The 18,689-nt window shown below is 66.0% G+C and carries 8 protein-coding genes; 2 read left to right on the top strand and 6 right to left on the bottom strand.

All coding sequences use genetic code 11. The annotated features are described in order from the left end of the window. Nucleotides 1–206 precede the first annotated feature (206 nt). The 4 genes from J5J86_RS03545 to J5J86_RS03560 all read right to left on the bottom strand — a co-directional run bounded on the left by J5J86_RS03545 (nt 207) and on the right by J5J86_RS03560 (nt 7,197). Nucleotides 207–2,099: a serine/threonine-protein kinase gene (locus tag J5J86_RS03545; protein ID WP_209103523.1), complete on the bottom strand. Its 1,893-nt coding sequence runs from the start codon at nt 2,097–2,099 to the stop codon at nt 207–209. Next, a complete protein-coding gene (locus J5J86_RS03550; protein ID WP_209103524.1) occupies nt 2,096–2,884 on the bottom strand; it encodes a PP2C family protein-serine/threonine phosphatase in 789 nt (262 codons plus the stop codon). The genes J5J86_RS03545 and J5J86_RS03550 overlap by 4 nt, the downstream gene beginning before the upstream one ends. A gap of 71 nt (nt 2,885–2,955) precedes the next feature. Continuing rightward, complete coding sequence (locus tag J5J86_RS24590) at nt 2,956–5,451, bottom strand: caspase family protein (RefSeq protein ID WP_209103525.1); 2,496 nt, start codon at nt 5,449–5,451, stop codon at nt 2,956–2,958. Nucleotides 5,452–5,532: 81 nt separating this feature from the next. Continuing rightward, nucleotides 5,533–7,197, bottom strand: a complete 1,665-nt coding sequence (locus tag J5J86_RS03560) for a hypothetical protein (RefSeq protein ID WP_209103526.1) — start codon at nt 7,195–7,197, stop codon at nt 5,533–5,535. Between the two features lie 1,838 nt (nt 7,198–9,035). Between J5J86_RS03560 and J5J86_RS03565 the strand changes: the two genes are divergently transcribed. Continuing rightward, the gene (locus J5J86_RS03565) at nt 9,036–14,819 is read left to right on the top strand and encodes a hypothetical protein (protein ID WP_209103527.1); all 5,784 of its coding nucleotides are present in this window, start codon (nt 9,036–9,038) and stop codon (nt 14,817–14,819) included. Between the two features lie 395 nt (nt 14,820–15,214). Next, nucleotides 15,215–15,943, top strand: coding sequence for a hypothetical protein (locus J5J86_RS03570; protein ID WP_209103528.1), 729 nt, complete (start codon nt 15,215–15,217; stop codon nt 15,941–15,943). A gap of 173 nt (nt 15,944–16,116) precedes the next feature. Here the strand turns inward: J5J86_RS03570 and J5J86_RS03575 are convergent, their stop codons facing one another. Together J5J86_RS03575 and J5J86_RS03580 are read right to left on the bottom strand one after the other, a co-directional pair. After that, nucleotides 16,117–17,199, bottom strand: a complete 1,083-nt coding sequence (locus J5J86_RS03575; protein WP_209103529.1) for a helix-turn-helix transcriptional regulator — start codon at nt 17,197–17,199, stop codon at nt 16,117–16,119. 395 nt (nt 17,200–17,594) lie between these two features. Continuing rightward, nucleotides 17,595–18,683: a helix-turn-helix transcriptional regulator gene (locus J5J86_RS03580; RefSeq protein ID WP_209103530.1), complete on the bottom strand. Its 1,089-nt coding sequence runs from the start codon at nt 18,681–18,683 to the stop codon at nt 17,595–17,597. Nucleotides 18,684–18,689 lie beyond the last annotated feature (6 nt).

Below are 18,689 nucleotides of genomic sequence, written 5' to 3' on the forward strand. Positions count from 1 at the left end.
TCTTCACGGCGAGAGGGGGAGCGGGCAATCCTTGGCGCGCCGGTCAGGTGCCGTCCCCCTTCCACCCATGCAGAAAAGCAAACCAAACCAGAACAAGCGGCCAAACGGAGAGGATGCCCAACGGCCTGACGCGCCCCTTGCGTTAAATCGTCAGTCGCACGGGTTTTTCTGTCAATATCTCCAATTATATTGGAGGCCTGAAACGATTACTTCGCCTGCACATAGGCGGGGACAGCGGCGAGGCGCATGCCACTGGCTTCGGCCCGCTCCTGCATCTGGGCGAGCAGGCGCTCGGCGGGCTGCACGGCGTCTGGGCGCAGCAAATCCAGCGGCGCGCTGGAGGCGATGGCCACCAGCAGCAGCGCGGCGCCCGGAGGCAGAAGTCGGGCATCCGGGGTGAAGGCGAAGGGCGTGCTCTGTCCGGTCAGGCGCATGGAAGAGACGACCACCCGCACCGAGCCGTCCGCGAAGGCCGCCAGAAGGCTGACATAGGCCCCCGGCGGGCCAAATAGCTCGCCGCTGATCGCCCCGCCTGCAGTGATGGTATAACCCACCAGTTCGATGGCGGGCACAAGGCTCGCGTTGCCGCGCGCGCCGGACACGAAGGCCAGCATCGGGCATTGCGCCGCTGTGACCTGGTTGAGCCGCACGTCCAGCCTCACGTCATGTGAGGACCGCAGGTCGGACCGCAGCGTGGAAAAAGCCTCCACCGAGCGGGCATAGCCGTCGATGGCAGCGCGGTCGTCGCCGACAATGACCGGGTCCACCAAGGCACAGGGATCGGCGACTTTTTCTCCCAGGCGCCGGGCAATCTGGGTGGCGGCCGCCTGCATATCGCCGGGGGTGACCTGCAGCACCGTAAAGGCGGGCGCGGCCGGCGGCTCGGGCGCCACCGGACGCGGCTCGGGCCGCGCGACCACCGGCGCCGGCACCGGCACCGCGCCCGGTCCTTGGGCGAACCAATAGGCGCCCCCTCCCACCGCCCCCAGCGCAAGCAGCCCCGCCGGAAGACCGATCCACAGCCCAAGCCGGCGCCGGGGCGGCGGGGGCAAGTGCTGAAGATGTGACTGAAGATGTGACTGAGGCTGGGCCTGGAACTGGGGCGGCGCCGAAGGGTTCGGAAGGGCGGTCCCGGCCATGGTCTGCGGGCGCACCGAGACCACCGTGGGCTCATGATATTCGGTGCCAAAGCCGCGGGTGAGGCCGGTGAGCGTGCCCCGCCGCAACCAGGCGGCCACCTCGGTCATGGACCCCAGCCGCTGGCCCGGATCGGGCGTCAGCATGCGCTCCAGAAGCGCACGCAGCCTGTCATCCACCCCCGACAGGTCTGGGACGACGCGGCGCTTCTCGATGACCTCTACCGGCGACCCGCGCATGTCGAGCGCGCGCCCGGTGGCCGCCTCCACGAGGACGAGGCCGAGGCTGTAGATGTCAGAGGTCGCGCCCACGTCGCCACCGAACAGGCCGAGTTGCTCGGGGGAGACATAATTATACTTGCCGGCGAAGCCGTCGCCGACAACCGTCCCTTCGCCGCCGCGGGTCTGCCGGGCAATGCCGAAATCGATAATCTTGGCCTGGGCCACATCGCCATGGGGCAGGATCACATTGTCTGGCGAGATGTCGCGATGGATGATCCCGCGCTCATGGGCGGCCTGGAGCCCCGAGGCGAGGCGGGCGCCGAGGACGCGGACGGCTTCGTATCCCAGAGGACCGTTGCGCACCATGTTGGACAGCGACGGCCCGGAGACATACTCCATGGCCAGATAGGGCCGCTGGACGGTCGGATCCACCGAGAAGACGTAATAGCGGACGATGGCCTCGTGATAGAGGTTGTGCAGCGCCTGCGCTTCCTTTCGGAACATGGTCATCGCAGCTTCCGTCTCGGCCACGTCCGAGCGGATCGTCTTGATGGCCACGGGATCGCCGGTGAGAATGGCGTGGCCGCGGTAGATTTCTCCCATGCCGCCGGAGGCGATGCCTTCGTCGATCTCATAGAGGTCGTTGAGCCGCGTGCCCGGCTCGAGCCAACTGCCCCTTTGGGTGGTGCCCGTTTGGCCTGCGCCCCTCGGGGCGCCGCTCTGGGCGGGACCGCCGGTCATGCGGGCTGGCTCCAGTCCGGGGCCAGCTTGCGATCGGGCGAGAGCACCGTGGGTTCGCGCGGGTCACACCGCACCACCACCACCGTCACATTGTCGAGTCCGCCCCGGTCGAGCGCGAGGGCCACCAGGGCGTCGGATGCGGCCTTCGGCTCCTGACCCGTCACGGCCTCCTGGATTTCCGCATCCGACACATGGCCGGTCAGGCCGTCACTGCACAGGACGAAGATGTCTCCCACCTCGGCGCGGCCGTCGACGATCTCAAGCTCCACCTCCCCGGTGACCCCCACCGCGCGCGTCACCACATTGCGGCGTGGCCAGTGCCGGGATTCCTCGCGGGTGAGGACCCCCTCGGCCACCAGGTCCTCCGCTTCCGAATGGTCGCGGGTGAGCTGGGTGATCTCCCCGCCATGGATCCGGTAGATGCGGCTGTCCCCGGACCAGATGCAGGCATAGGCGCCGGCATGGACCAGGAGGATCACCACGGTGGCTCCGATAAGGTCGAGGTTCATGGCCGCGGCCTGAGCACGCAGCCGCTGGTGCGCGCGCTCCATCCCCCGGGTGCATTCCGCCAGGAGCTCGCTGGCCGTGGCTGCGTCATTCACCCGCCCCAATTCCTCCACCACCACGGAACTGGCCATCCGGCCGGCGCTGTGACCGCCCATGCCGTCGGACACCGCCCAAAGGCCGCTGCCGGGACGCAGCAGAAAGCTGTCTTCGTTGACGGTTCGCACCCGCCCCTCATGGGTGAGCGCGGCGGACTCAAAAACCATGCTCAATCGGTCCATGCGGCACCTCCCTGCCGTTTCCTGTGAGCCCCCGGAGCCGGAGCCCCGGCCAGGTCGTTTTCCGTTCTGCGCTAGTTGCCGAGGATGATGTTGGGTGCCCGCTTCGGCGGCGCGCTCGAGGCCACGGGCGGCGCCGGCCTGGGCGCCAGCTCCTGCCGCGGTGTCTCCGCCTGGGGCAGCCTGGCTTGCGGCGGCCTGGCTTGTGGCGGCTTCGCCTGAGGTGGCTTGGCCTGAGGTGGCTTGGCCTCAGCTGGCTTGGCCTCAGGTGGCTTGGCCTGGGGCGGTTTGGCACCTGGCGGGGCGTCGCTTGGCGGGGCGTCGCTTGGCGGTGCGTCGCCTGGCGCCGTGGCGGGTTTGGCTGCGGGCCCGGCGGGGGGTGGCGGGACCGCGCTCGGGCGCGCGGGGACGCAGCTGCCGTCGCGCTCCACCTCGTCGTCCGCGCAGGTCAGGGGGCACACGCGCTGGTCGCCTTCGAGATCGAGGCGCCTGAGGACGTCGTCCCCAATATCCAGTGAGGCCGGCTCCACCCGGCGCGCGGCGAAGTAGCGGGCAAGGCCCTTGCGGACAGCCTCGATCGGCAGATCGCCCACCTCAGCAAGGCAGCCGACGCGCCGCAGCGCCGCCGCCCCGCGCCGGACTTGCTCGCGCGTGTTCTGCTGCGGCAGGGGCGTGAGAGCGCCAAGCGCGGCCACCACCTGGGGCTTGATGGTCGGGCAGGTGCTCACCGTGCCCAGCCGCTCCAACTGGTCCCGCCCTTCGCTGCCCAGGCGCCGGAGCCGATCCATTTCCTGCATATCGCGGGCGCAGGCCTGGGCCGCCAGCTCACGCTCCGCCTGAAGGTGCTGAACCTGCGCCCGCACCGCCACGGCCACCTCAGGGCATTGCACCCGCCCGGCAAAGGCCGACAGAGCCGCCGCATCGGCGCGGTCGATCCGGGCATATTGATCCGCCTCGCGCGCGCAGGCCGCACGGGCGGCTTCGTCCACGGTGGCATAGGCCTTGGCGACGAGAGCGGCATTTTCCGGGCAGGTCAGCCCCTTCAGCAGGGCGGAGAGCGCGTCCTTGGGCGCCGCGCCAGAGGCGGCAGCGGTGATCCGGCCGGCTTCCAGCTCGCAGGCCGCCCGGCGCTGGCGCTCGGCGGCCTCCTTTTCCTGCCGCTGACGGTCAAGGTCCGCCGCCTCCTTCTGGCGCCGGAGCTCTGCCTCCTGCTCCAGGCGCTTGCGCTCCAGTTCCGCCTTGCGGGCGGCCTCCGCTTCGTCACGCTGGCGCTGCGCGAGCGCCTGCGCCTGCGCTTCCTTCTCAAGCCGCAGGCGGTCGAGCTCCGCCCGCCGCGCCACCTCCGCCTCCTCCCGCCGCCTGCGCTGCTCCGCCTCCTGCGCCGCCTGAGCCGCCGCTTGGGCCGCGGCTTGTGCTTCTTGCGCTTCCCTGGCCCGCTTGGCTTCCTGGGCGGCGAGGGCGGCCAGGGCGGCATCCACCCGCGCCGCCGTATCTTTTGGACAGGCGGCGGCGGCCTTCAGGCGCAGGAGATCCTCCCGGCGGCCCGCCTGTCGCAAGCTGTCCACCTCCGCCGCCTCATGGGCACACAGGGCCCGCCGACGCTCGGCTTCCCGCATCTCCTGTTCCTCGCGCGCCCGCCGCTGAGCCTCGCGCCGACTGCGCTCGAGCATGTCGAGACGCCGGCTGGCACTCGGAGCGTGAACCGACAGGGGGTAGCGGGCCAGGAAATCGCGGAAGTCCGCCGGGTCCGAGGAATGGCGGATCCTGAGCCAGACGGCATCGTGGGACTCCGACCCATTGAAGAAATAGTCACCCTGCATGGCCAGCGTGATTTCCGGCATCTGCCGGCCACCCGTATCCGCATAGACTTCGCTGGACACCTTGCGGAACAAGGAGCGGATCTCGACCCCCGGCTCCTTCAGCCATTTCAGCAGAGTTGCCGTGAACGGGCTGTTTCGCGCCTTGCCATCCTCCGCCACATCGAAGGGGGCTGTGGCATAGGCAACCACCATGCCCTTCCCCCCTTCGGCGCCGGCGAGGGCCTTCTGCACCTCCTCCCGGCGTGCCGCGCGTGCCGCTTCCGGCGTCAGGTTTGCCGCCCCTTCCATAGGATCATTGCGGCACGCGTCGAAGATCATCACGCGCAGCCCCTTCGCGCCAGAAATCACATCGCGCAAGTCGGCCACGGGCATCATGACATATCTGAGATTGCTTCCCGCCTCGATGGTCGCATCCACCGGAACCAGATAATACTGCCCTCGAACCTCTAGAGCATGGCCGGCATAATAGACGAGTGCTGTGTCCGCGCCCGACGCCATGCTGGAAAACTTCGCCAGAACGTCTCTCACGTCGGCACGCTTCATGTCGGTGCTCACCATCACCTCGAAGCCGAGATCGCGCAGGGCGGCCGCCACGTCATTGGCGTCATTGCGTGGGTTCTGCAGGGCCGGCATCCCATTATAGGACGCATTGCCGATCACCAGGGCCACCCGGCGCTCGGCGCGCGCGGGGGACGCGTCGGCAATCATCAGGACCCACAGCGTGCACAGGAGCAGGACCCATTGCAGCACGCACAGGGCCGCTCGATCGGAGGGGCGGACCCGCCGGCCGGACGGCCCCCTGGATCGGGTCCTGCGCGCGCCCATGGCGGCTCAATCCGTCAACAGCGGGTAACGGACGGGGACGTAGCCCCGGGCCAGCAGCACCGAAAGCGGATAGATGTTGCGGCACACACGTCCATTGCAGGTCCCGGTGGCCGCCTCCAGCACCTCCACCTTGCGATCGGGGGTGAACTGGACGAACAGCATCACATGGCTCCCCGCCTTGTTCAGGGCATCGCCGGGCCGCAGATCCCAGGGATTGTCGAGGCGGCGCGTGATGCTTGGAATGTCGACGGTCGTATATTGACGCTGCAGCCCCCAGGCGGCGCTCACGAAGGCCGAGCAATCCACCCCCACCAGGTCAGAAAGGGGTTCTTCCCGGGTGCACCAGTTTCCAGCCAGGGCGCCATTCTCGATGCGGCGCTGCACCTGGGCAAGCGTGCCGAAGCACCCCCAGCAATAGGGAACGCCGCGCACCTCCTGGTTGACCTTGCCCTGCAGGTAGGAGGGGCGGCGCACCCGTCCGTCGAACCCCAGGCACGCTTTGTCGGGATCCGCGCCGTAATTGGACGGCCGCACCCTCCATTTCAGCCCCTCGAAGGCGAGCCCCGTCTGGATGACACCGGCCCGCGAGTTGGCCCGCACCGCGGTCACATAGCCCGGCCCGGCATCGGGGGCGGCCCCGCCCTTCGCCGGCTGCCGCTTCTCCGGTTCAAGCACGGCCGAGCGCGGGCGGCGCGACGGAAGGTCGAGGATCGACACGCCCGAAGCATCGGAGCGCAGGAACAGCACCTTTCCCTCGGGCGAGATGGTGACGAAGCGGCGCGTGGAAAGCTGGTCAGGCGTGATGGGCAGGTCGAAGACCGCTTCCAGCCGGCCCTTTCCGGAATAGCGCGCCACAAAGGTGGAGGGGGGCTGATCGGGCTTTGCCGGCACGTTCTCGGTGAAGACGAAGAGGCGCCCGCTGCTGTCCAAGTCGAGCACTTCCACCAGTCCGAGCTTGTCGGCGACGCGCACCTCGATCCGGCGGGCGTTCAGGGGATCGGCCTCCCGGCGCACCTCTACGAGCGCCCTTCGGCCGTCCTTCTGGGGCAGGATGTCCGCATTCACCTTGCCCAAGGTGCGCGTCATCAGCACCTGACGGACGGGTCTTTCGAGGGCATCCGCCGGCATGCTGCGCCCTGCGGCAGCAAGCGCTTCTCCATCGCTGGCCGGGGCCTGGGACCCCATCTGCGCGAAGGCGGAGCGGGCCACGTCATCGTCATCTGATACGGCGCGCGCCTCCAGCCTGGGCGCCGAGACGCCCGCCCCCCCGGACCCACCGGCCCGCTCCAGCGCATAGGGGCGGCCATCCCAGACATAAAGCCTGTTCTGCATGGCGACGAGATCGCTGGCGGCCACGGTTTCCGGCAGGCGAATGGAACCGGGCGGGCCCGCGCCGCCGCCGGCATCCAGGCTGAGAATGCGCCCATTCACCTGGTCCAGCAGATAAAGCTTGCCATCATCATCGGCATAGAAGGCCGCGGGTCCGACCGCCTCGGCATCCACCCCACCGGGCACAAGCCCGACCGCGCCGGCACCGGTGCCGGCCGGCAGATGGCGGATCACCTTGCCGCCCTGGGCATGGGCACCGGACGCGGCGGCGAGGACAAGTCCAAGGCTAAGGGCAAGTCCAAGGGTGAGGGCACGTCCAAGGCTAACGCCACGATCAATCATCACCGCCCGAACGGCGCAAACGATGGCTTTGGCGCGAAGGAGCTTCGGAAGGGAGGGGCTGGCAGGTGCGGTTTTGACAGGTCGGGCGTAGGCATGTCTCGGCGCAGCGGGGCGCGCCTTGACAAGGCCGGCCTGGGCGCCGACCGCCTTTGCAAGGGCGATGACCGGCGTTGCGCCGGGATCCCCCGCCAAGCGCTTTCCGGCCACCCGCGCATGCGCCCAGGCTCCCCGCCCCGCACCGTCCAAAGCCACAGCTTGCGGCGCGACAGGCCCCTCAACGAAACGCCCCTCTGCATGGACATGGCCCGCAGGTCCACCCAACGCGGCGGGCCGATCGTCCGTCGGACGGCGGAGAGCGCGGCACAAACCTCGCGCCTCGTGCGCGGCGCCAGACGTAAGTTCCCTCTCCGCCAGATGCCCGCCGTCAGCAGCCGGGCGGCCAACACTGCGCACAGATCTGCGGGTCTGTCTGGTGGGCGTCCGGGAGGCTGACATTCTCAGACACGCACCCCCGTCCCCACCGCGATCGCGCCTGCTTTTGAGCGTGCGGTCCGCTCGGATTGAAGCCGTCCGGCACGTGGACCGCTCCCGATTTTCCTGAAAGGACAGGCGCTCCGCGAAGCCCGCCGGCCCCCTTAAGGTCCAGCCCCCACGAACCCGCCTCCCACTGCGCATGCGCCCTGCGCCGATCCGAGGCATGCGGCGCCTCCGCACGCTCATGGCACGTAGCCGCGCATGAAAGCACCCGACGCCGCCCGTCTGGGCTCATCACGAGGCGACTCCGAAACGGAACGACCCCGCCCCTGTTCAGTTGAATTTCCTACCATGCCCCTCCCACACACGGGAGGGTTCAATTTACTTTGAGCCCTCCCAGTTCTTTTTCATCAGAGGAGGGCATTGCTCGCCTCTGTCGGGACACTGCGCCACTTATCTCAAAGACGTGCATACGACAGCCGTGGGTCAGAGCTTCGCAACGGACCTAGAGCGCGATCCGATCAGATTGAATCAATCTGATCGGTGAATCGCCCTCTAACTCATTGAGAGAGAATGCGTGATCCGATCAGTCTGCGGTGCAGGCTGATCGGATCATGCTCTAAGTCCCGCAAGGAGCACGCACAACCATGGATCCGCCGCCCCCGGAACAGACACGGTGCGCCAGGACCATGACGGGTTCGGCTAGACGCGATTAATAGACGGGCCGCTCGCGAGATCATACAGGACCTTCCATCCCTCGGTTCCTGATCGGATGCCTTCATCTGCTTAGGCCGCGAATGGAAGTGTGAAGTATCCCGCCCGGACCACAGGACCTTAACAGGCAGAGAGACGTATCGGCCGTCGCATCCGCGCGATTCGGCGGATTGAATCACCTTACCATTTTGTTGGCACCCTGCATGCCACACGCCAATGTTGCAGTTGCGCCACAATGACAAGGAAGCGCGATGTGGGACGGATCACGGCACAAGGTCGGCTTGACGGTTCTATATAACCACCACCATGACAAAGCCCGGGGCCGGCCCGCCCTCAAGAGGAGGTAACCGCCTTTAATGCCTGCATATCCTGTCCATTTTATCATTCCGAAGACAGGCGAGGAATAAGTATTCCCCCACAGTTTTGCTGGCCTCCAAGTTTTTTGCAAGCATATACCGACACTTGTTCGTCACTTCTGTTGCGTTTAGCTTCCCAAAGTGAAGCATCATGCCGGTTGTCATCGGCTTGCGGGTCAGGGGCAAATAATGACACGCGGAATTTCGGTTCAGGCGACACGTGCGTCTGCGCGCGCGCACTTTTCCATTCTTAAATCGTTGCAACATGAAGTGCAGATCACGCCTGCGCGAAGCTTGCGCCAGACCCTGAAGAGCAGCACCATTCTCGCGCTCTCCCTCGGCGCCGGCCTGTTGCTGGCGGGACCGCGGACGGCCTCAGCCGCCAACGTCACGCTTAACCTTGACGGAACCCCCGCGACATTCACCGTTCCCGCCGGCGGAGCGGGAACAGCCTGGAACGACTCCTTCCTCTTTACGTCCGTTAATCCCGCCCAGGTCACGGTAATCTCGGTCAGCCCAGACACACAACGCTACCGGGTGACCGACTACGGCGCGACTAAGGCGGACAGCAATTCGCCCCCGCCCACACCGGTCTACGCGTCTTTCGAGGTCTCTTCCGGCTCCCACCAGATCACTGGAACGAGCATTGGCGCGGCCACGGCGGGATCAGGCGAGATTTCGGTCAACTCCCTTTGGATCGACCAGACACGGGCCACTTTCAATCAGAATTCCCTCGCGGTGACGTCCGTTATCCCTACGGACATCACCTTTGCGGGTGGCGTGCTGACAGTGACGTCGGCTTCGACATTTTCCAAGCCCGTCGTGATCCGCGGCACATCCTACGATGGCACGCCTCTGCCGGCCGGCACGCCCGGCGGAACGGTGGACACAACCGATGGGGCGGTGACCTTCAGCGGCGAGGTCTCGAACGTCGCCAATGGGTCGTTCGTCAAGACGGGCGCCAACACCCTGACCTTCAGTGGCGGCGGCACGTTCGCGGCCATCGACAACCAGGCGGGCAGCTTCGTCTTCGCCGGCCCCGCAACCACCATCTACACTGCGGACAGCATCTCCAATTCGGGCACCATGAGTGCCGAAGCAGGCATCAGCCTCGTCACGGGCGTCATCACCAACACGGCCACCGGCACGTTCACCGGCAAATCCGGTGCGCGGGTCATGGCGGACATCGCCAATTCCGGCGCAGCGAGCAATGCCGGCATCTATGTCGGCAACGTCAACAGCAACGCCACCGGCGGCACCATCACCAATTCGGGCTCAAGCGCCAGCTGGACCGGAACCGTCGTCAGCAATGCCGGCACCCTCAACAATGAGGCTGGCGGCACATGGGTTGGCGGTGTGACGGCCAATTCCGGCACCATCACCAATACCGGGTCCGGCACCAGCTGGAATGGCGACATCGCCGCGAACGCGGCGTCCGGTACCATCACCAACACCACCGGCGCCACATGGGGCGGCAAGGTCGTGTCCAATGACGGCACGATCAACAATGATCAGGGCGCCACGTGGAACGGCAATGTGGTCGCCAACGGGAGCCAGATCACCAACGGCAACGGGTCGACCTGGAACGGCACGGTTGAAGGCAATACCGGCACCATCACCAACAGCGCCTCCACTTGGAACGGCGCTGTGGCCGGCAATGGCGGGACGATCCTCAACACACTCGGCGCAACTTGGACAGGGGCGCTCGGGACGGTGAGCGCGAACACCGGCACCGTCACCAATACCGGCGCGGGATCTGTCTGGACCGGCGACGTCACAGCCAATGCGGGAACGATCTCGAACGCGGCCGGCGCCAAATGGACGGGGGACGTCGTCGACAACCAGGCGGCGGGGAGCATCACCAACACCGGCGCCGGGACGACCTGGATCGGCAACATCGCCAATTCCGGCACCATCCAGAACAATGCCGGCGCCACCTGGAGCGGGACACTCACGTCCAATGCGTTGAGTTTCGACAACAACGCTTCGACGTTCAACGGGAATGTGGCCACCAACAGCGGCACCATCCTCAATCGCAACATCGCCTCCTGGAATGGCAATGTCGCGTCCAACAACGGCACCATCACGAACTCCACCGGCTCCACCTGGACCGGCAACGTGGTGGCCAATTCCGCCAGCGGCCAGATCACCAATGACGGCACCGGGACCAAATGGACCGGGACCGTCGACAGCAATGCCGGCACCATCACCAACCAGAATGGCGCGACCTGGCTGAACGGCACGGTCGTGGAAAATGCCAACGCGATCTTCAACACCTCCGGCGCCCAGTGGACCGGAGACGTGAAGAAGAACCTCGCGGCCGCCCAGATCACCAATGACGGCGTCGGGACCACCTGGACCGGCACGGTCGAGAACAATGCCGGCGCCGTCCTGAACCAGAACGGGGCAACGTGGCTGAACGGCACCGTGAGCGACAACGTCGGCACGCTGACCAATAGCAGCGCGTCCAGCTGGGCCGGCGAGGTGAGGACGAACCTCGCGGCCGGCCAGATCACCAATACCGGTACCGGGACCACTTGGACGGGAGCGGTCACGGACAATGCCGGCACGATCGCCAACCAGAATGGCGCCACCTGGCTCGCGGGAACGGTGGGCCAGAATTCCGGCACCCTGACCAACAGCGCCGCCGCCCAATGGACGGGCGACGTCCAGAGGAATCTGGCGGGCGGGCAGATCACCAATGATGGCGCCGGCTCCACCTGGACCGGCGCGGTGGCCTCCAATGCCGGCAGCCTGTTCAACCAGAACGGCGCCACCTGGCTCGGCGGCGTGGTGGGCGAGAACTCCGGCACGCTGACCAACAGCAGCAGCGCCAATTGGACGGGCGACGTCCAGAAGAACCTGGCCTCCGGGCAGATCACCAATACCGGTACCGGCTCCACCTGGACCGGGGCGGTCGCTTCCAATGCCGGCACGGTGGCCAATAGCGGCGGCGCCGCTTGGACGGGTGACGTTCAGAAGAATCTGGCCGGCGGCCAGATCGCCAATACCGGCGCAGGGTCAAGCTGGACCGGAGCGGTGCAGGACAATGCGGGCGCCCTGTTCAACCAGAACGGCGCCACTTGGCTGGGCGGCGTCGTGAGCGAGAATTCCGGCACCCTGACCAACAGCGGCGCGGCCCAGTGGACGGGCGACGTGAAGAAGAACCTGGCGGGCGGCCAGGTCACCAATGACGGCGCCGGCTCCACCTGGACCGGCGCGGTTGAGAGCAATGCGGGGGTGCTCTCGAACCAGAACGGCGCCACCTGGCTCGGCGGCGCGGTGGGCGAGAATTCCGGCACCCTGACGAACAGCGGCAGCGCCCAATGGACCGGCGCCATCACGAAGAACCTCGCCGGCGGCCAGATCACCAATGATGGCGCCGGTTCCACCTGGACCGGCGCGGTCGCCTCCAATGCCGGTGCCTTGTTCAACCAGAATGGCGCCACCTGGCAAAACGGCACCGTGGGCGAGAATTCCGGCACCCTGACCAATAGCGGCAGCGCCCAATGGACCGGCGACGTGACGAAGAACCTGGCCGGCGGCCAGATCACTAATACCGGCGCGGGCTCCACCTGGACCGGGGCGGTGGTGGCCAATGCGGGCGTGCTGGCGAACCAGAACGGCGCGACCTGGCTGGGCGGCGCCGTGGGCGAGAATTCCGGCACCCTGATCAATAGCGCCGGTGCCCAATGGACCGGCGCCGTCACGCAGAACCTGACCGGGGGCCAGATCACCAATACCGGCGCGGGGTCCACCTGGACCGGCCTCGTCACCGCCAATGCCGGCGCTATCACCAATGCGGATGGCGCCAAGTGGACCGGCGATGTCCTCGGCAACGCGGTCGGAGCCCTCATTACCAATACCGGGGCCGGCACGCTCTGGATCGGCGACATCACCAATGATGGCACCATCCACAATTATGCCGGAGCGGTCTGGACCGGAACGCTCAAGACCAACACCTCCAACAATACGTTCGACAACAACGGTTCGACCTATAACGGCGACGTGGTGTCCAACAGCGGCACGATCCTCAATCGCAACGCGGCCACCTGGAACGGCAATGTGCTGTCCAACAGCGGCACCATCGCCAATTCCACCGGATCGGCCTGGAACGGCAATGTGGTCGCCAACCTTGCGGGCGGGCAGATCACCAATGATGGGGTCGGCACCACGTGGACGGGGACGGTGCAGAGCAATGCCGGCACCATCTCGAACCAGAATGGCGCGGCTTGGCAGAACGGCACCGTTGGCCAGAATTCCGGCGCGATCTTCAACCTGTCCGGGGCCCAATGGACCGGCGCCGTGACGGCAAACCTGGCCGGCGGCCAGATCACCAATGACGGCGCCGGCACCACATGGACCGGCGGCCTCGACAGCAATGCGGGCTCCGTTTGGAACCAGAATGGCGCCGTCTGGACGGGCGACGCCCTCAACACCTCCCTCGGCCGCATCGTCACCACCTCCACGTGGGACGGCAGCATCTTCAATAGCGGCTATGTGGCGGCCTCCGGCACCATTTCCCAGAACCTGACGAACGTTGCGCCCAGCGGCATCATTGAGGTCACGGGCGGCCTGACGGTCGGACAGGCTCTGGCCAATGCCGGCACCCTCAGCATGCTCGCCCCCACCGGCAATCTGACCGTCACGCAGGCACTGACCAATTCCGGCACGATCAATATGGGGGCCACCGGCGGTACCCTTCTGGTCGGGCAGAATTTCACCAATTCCGGCACCCTCAACATGTCATCCGCCTCTGGCCCGGCGCTCTACAGCCAGGTGTCCGTCGGCGGAACGTTCAAGGGCGACGCGGGCTCCAACGCCACCATGGACATCAACCTGTCCAGCTCCGGCACCGGCATCCGCTCCGACCAGATCCATGCCGCGACCGTCGAGGGCACCACAGCCATCAACTTCAACAGCATCGCCACCAAGGGGCTTTTCAGCGAGAACATCGTGGTTGCCACCGGCAAAGGCGCGGCGGGCGCCTTCACGGCGGCCAGCGGGCTCTCCTCCCAGGGCTTGGTGGACTACAGTTTCGAATATATCAACAATCCCACCGGCGCGGACCAATGGGTGGTCCGGTCCAGCCTCAACCCGAGCGGCGCCTCGCTGTCGCAGACGATCGCAGCCACGTTGACCACCATCACGACGGGCTTCCTAGAATCGGTCAGCGCCTTCGTGTCCGGTCCGGCCGATCCGGTCAAGGACCAGATTTCCTACGGCATCTGGGGCCGGGTGAAGGGCGGCTCCTACGACATTGACAGCGTGGCCACCACCCAGGTGGTGGGGTCCCCCGTTGCGGTCTCTGCGCCCGGCACCTTCAGCACCAACTTCACCGGCTTCCAGCTGGGCATGGACCTGTCCCGGTCCGACATCGGCGGGTCCGGCTGGAACGCCCATTTTGGCCTGACGGCAGGTGACGTGTGGCTCGACACGACCATGCAGAATGCCATCGGCGTCTCGTCCAAGGTGGATGCGCCCTTCTACGGCCTTTATGCCGCGCTCATCGGCCATGGCATGTTCGTCGACGTGCAGGTGCAGAGGAACCAGTACAATATCGACCTGACCAACACGTCGGCCTATCTGCAGGGATCGGGCACCTCGGCATCCGGCTGGACCATTGTCGGCACCGCCGGCGGGGTGATCCCCTTCGCAGAAACCTGGTTCATCGAACCCTCCGTTGGCCTGAACTATGCGACCGCTTCGGTGGACGATGTGGTCCTGCCGTACAGCCTCGGCACCTTGCAGACCAACGCCTATGAGAGCCTCATCGGCAGCCTGCGCCTCCGGCTTGGGACCAGCTTTGCCGCCAGTCCCAACCTCATCCTGCGCCCCTCCATCCAGGGTGGCGTGTGGTACGAATTCTCGGGCGACGGCGCCGGTACCTTCATCGACAGCTCGGGCGGCGCCGCGGTGTTCGACGTCACCAACATCGGAACCTTCGGCCAGGTCGGTGTCGGCCTGTCTGGCCAAGCCCTGGATACCGGGCTTCTTGGCTATGTGCGTGCCGACTACCGCTTCGGCGAGAACATCCAGGGCGGATCGCTCACGGGTGGCCTGCGCAAGCAATTCTGACGAGGGGCGACGGCAAGCCCGCGAACACACTTCGCGCCTTGCCGTCGCCCCCGCCTCAAGATCTGGGGACGCCCACCACGCCCCCTCGCATGTATCCAATGTGACGTCTGTGTAACCGACACCCCCTCTCCCCCGGCCGGGCCGTCTGGTGGTCTGAAAGGGTGACCAACACCGCCACCGCCGACTTGAGGACCCTAAGACGTCATCTGCTCGAATCTACCCGCGCTGCGTTGCGGGGAAGCGCAAGAAGCAAATGATGAGCGCGAGACCAAAAAGTTCCACGCCCCCTCCCCCGTTTGGGGTATGTGCAACCCCAAGACTGTATTTACATTGAGAAACATTGTGCGCCTGGTGAACGAGCAAGCAGGTCGCTACCGATTTGGCAGGGCATTCCGATGTATACCGCAAATATCGATAAGCCTGACGGCATTTCAGGACTGGGGATAATCGATTCCCTTTTGGAATATCGCAAAGTTTTTTTCAACTGCCTTCTGAGCCAGGTTCACGAAAGGGACCATAACGTCGAGGCAATGCTTGCCTCGGACGCCAGCTTGGTGATCGCGCAGTTTTTCTATCGCATCCGCGAGGCAGGTGTCGAAAGTGTCGAGGACATCCGCGAGATCGCATTGCGGCACAATCTGGAGCTGTCTCGCCTGACAGGGTCCGAAGCGGAGGCGCGCCATGTCCGGCTAAAGCCCGAGCGCATCCAGCGGGCGATCTTCAACGGCGACGTGATGCAGCGCCTGATCCAGAACTGGCGGGATCAGAAGGGCGCCATCGACCAGTCCAATTTGGCCCGTTTCCTGGTGCTGGAAATGTCCACAGAGACCTGCCGCAAGGCGGTGGTCGCGCTCTCGCAGGCGGGGTGCCTGGACCGTGTCCCCACGCCTTATGGTACCACGCTGGTCATTTCCAATGGCCGCCTCGAAAGCATCGTGGATCGGTCCATCAGCGTTCTGCGCCGACAATTGCATGGGCGTGCGCCGGAGGCTCGGAGCGCGGCCGATCGGGGCCCTTTCCAGGGGATGACTGAGCATTGCCGGACGACGGAGCGCGTTCTGGACGGTGAAATGCCGTTCCCCGTGGTATTGGAGCCGCAATCGGGGCAGATCGGCTCGCGCTGACGGCCGCGCACCGGCACCACCGGCGCGCGCCTCACCTCTTGACGCTTGCCCCTGAACGGCGAACGCCAAAGGCCGAACAACAATACAGATACCCCCCGCACGCTCAAATAACGCAGTCTTGGACAGGGATTGATGGCGCGCAGGGCGGACCATTATTGAGGATATGGACCCATCTATTTGATCTTCATAATCATGGAGGCGACCTCCGACTGCCGTCGTGCGCCCATTTTCAGGAACAAATACTTGATATGCGTCCGTGCGGTCTCGTATGAAATCTGCCTCTGGTCGGCAATATCCTTGATGCCCTCACCGTGCGCCAACAACATGGCAATGGCGGTTTCCGTCGGGGTCAAGCCGAATGCGCTCTGAATGACTTGAGACTTGTCGATGGCTTGGCCGTCCAGGTCGTCGATCACCGCCATGGCCTTGATGGTTGAAAAATAGTCATTCAAGAAGCCGCCGATCCTCTGGCAGCGTATGACAAGCGGCCTCTTCCCCTGCCGCCGGATGAGGACGGCGCGCTTGTCCTGCAGCGTCTCCGATCCGCCCATGGCGGCATGGATGCAACCGCGAAGGGCGCGCGTCTCCTCCGCGGTGCCCGCCCTTATCTCGCCGTGTGAGACGTTCAGATCATCCCCCATCAGCCGTTCTGCGGCCCCGTTCATGCGAACCACCTGACCTGCGCGATTGAAGAAGATCACCGCGAGGTTCATGTGGTCGAACGCTTCGGAAAGGCCCGCGACCTTGGACTCCGCCACCGCCCGGGAAATGGACGAGGCCAGCGAAAGCCGCTCCGAAAGGCCCTTCAGGACGTGCGCATCGTGCGCTTGAAATTGCGGCTTGTCGGGCCGGCGATGGAACGCGCAGCAAGCAATGTCCGACTGGGTCCTGAAAACGACGAGGGCGCAGTATTTCAAATTAAAATTCGACATGAACTTGAAGAATTCATCGCCATAGTCCTCAGGCATCATGAAATCACTATCGAGAATGACCTTGCGCTGCAGCACAAGGGGAGCCGCTCTTGCCCGGTAATCCCGCTCGGCCCACCCCTCCGCAAAATAACGCTCCAGCGGTCGGGCCAAACTCTCGGAACTGGGATTGCCCGGCACACGTCCCACCACGGGCAGGATGGTCACGCCATCGGACTGGGTTGCGGCCTGAAGATCATTCAGGACCTGGTTCCAATTCTTCGGCCCGATTGCGGCATGAAGCAGATCATCAGCCGCCATGCTGAACCGAGAAAGATCGAACTGCATCGGATGCCCCCGTCCGCTGCCCGGTGGTGTCTTATTAAAATACCACAGAACTCTCGGTTGAGGACAGGACAAACCGGCAGTGGACCTGACCTATTATGGCCCCGCTCGCCCTCCGGGGAGACGGCGGCCTCAGGCCGCCAGGGAGAAGGCCGGCCATCGCCGAAAGGTCAGCCGGCGCAGCTCCAGGCGACGGACAAGCCGGGAAACCGGAAGCCGCGCGCAGGGCGGGAAAGCGGGTCTGCGCATTCCCCAGAGGAGGCGCGGCGGGGCAGAAGGCGCCACATGGCCCTGCGCGCCCGACGAGTGAGCCAGACACGCTCCCCGAGCACGGCGGATCGGTAGCCCGGGCGCATGGCGTCCGGCCTGGGCGCCCTCGAACGGGCGGCACGCCTCCTTCAGATCGCCGCCGCGTCCCCCACCGCCGCCACCAGCCGCGCCAAGGCGGCCTGGGAGTTGAGGCCGGTCTTGGCAAAGATGGTCTTGATCTGGGTGCGCACGGTCTCGCGCGAGACGCCGCAGGCGCGGGCGATGTCCGCCGGGCTTTGCAATTCGGCCACCGCCCGGGCGATGCGCGCTTCGGCGGGGGTGAGGTCGAACAAGGCGGAGAGGAGGTTGGCGCGGGGCGACGGCGTCATGGTCACCTTGTTGGCGATGACGATGAAGGCGGCGCCGGAGAACACATCATGCGCCGCCCGGCGCACCGGCAGCACATGAATGACGAAGCCTCGTTCCAATGGCTCGCGCCCCCTGATGGGAATGGAGGCCACATCGGCAAGACCGCCAGCGGAAAGCTGGTCCAGCGCGCGGTCGAAAATCGCGTCGGCCGACTTCTGGGTCAGGCTGAAGCGGCCGCGTTGGTCCACAAAGATGTCGGGAATGAGCGCTTCCATCTGCCCGTTCGCGGCCAGCAGGCGGCCGTTGGCGCGCAGGACGGCGGCGGGTGTATCGACCGCGCCGAGGGCCGCGACAGTGGTCTGCGCGTGCGCCATGGCGAGGCGCATGGACAGATAGGCGGACCGCCCCAGATGGGGGCGCAGCCCATCCAGAGCCTGGATCTGGTGCACGGGGAACGGCCCCGCCGCATAGGCCCGCTCCATGGTGAAAAAGATGCTGTCGCCGTCGGGCAGTTCCATCGCGGTGCCCGCGCCCCAGCCGCCGCCCGCCTTGCGGAAAAAATCCACATAGACCGGCTCGCGCTCCACTTCCTCGCGCGTGAAGAGATCGAGGTCGTGCACCCAGCCGGGATGGTTGAGGGTCAGGAGCCGCTGCGCGCGGCTGTTCTTTTCCAGCCAGCCGCCGGCCACGAACCCCTCCCAAAGGTCGCGGGCGCCGGGAGAGGCGACGCAGCGCGTCTTGGCATCGCGCAGCACGAACAAGAGCCCGCCAATGCTGCCCACCTCGTCCGCGACGCGCTGAAGCGTCCCCTCCCAGAGCTCGGGAAGGGCAGCCGACTCATAGATGCGGTCGATCAGATGCTCGGTCATCGCGGC

Source organism: Aquabacter sp. L1I39, assembly GCF_017742835.1.
Taxonomy (GTDB): Bacteria; Pseudomonadota; Alphaproteobacteria; order Rhizobiales; family Xanthobacteraceae; genus L1I39.

Bases quoted from the DNA above. Each gene is read 5' to 3' on its own strand.
- J5J86_RS03545 (WP_209103523.1), bottom strand. From the start codon at position 2,099: ATGACCGGCGGTCCCGCCCAGAGCGGCGCCCCGAGGGGCGCAGGCCAA.
- J5J86_RS03550 (WP_209103524.1), bottom strand. From the start codon at position 2,884: ATGGACCGATTGAGCATGGTTTTTGAGTCCGCCGCGCTCACCCATGAG.
- J5J86_RS03560 (WP_209103526.1), bottom strand. From the start codon at position 7,197: ATGATTGATCGTGGCGTTAGCCTTGGACGTGCCCTCACCCTTGGACTT.
- J5J86_RS03570 (WP_209103528.1), top strand. From the start codon at position 15,215: ATGTATACCGCAAATATCGATAAGCCTGACGGCATTTCAGGACTGGGG.
- J5J86_RS03575 (WP_209103529.1), bottom strand. From the start codon at position 17,199: ATGCAGTTCGATCTTTCTCGGTTCAGCATGGCGGCTGATGATCTGCTT.
- J5J86_RS03580 (WP_209103530.1), bottom strand. From the start codon at position 18,683: ATGACCGAGCATCTGATCGACCGCATCTATGAGTCGGCTGCCCTTCCC.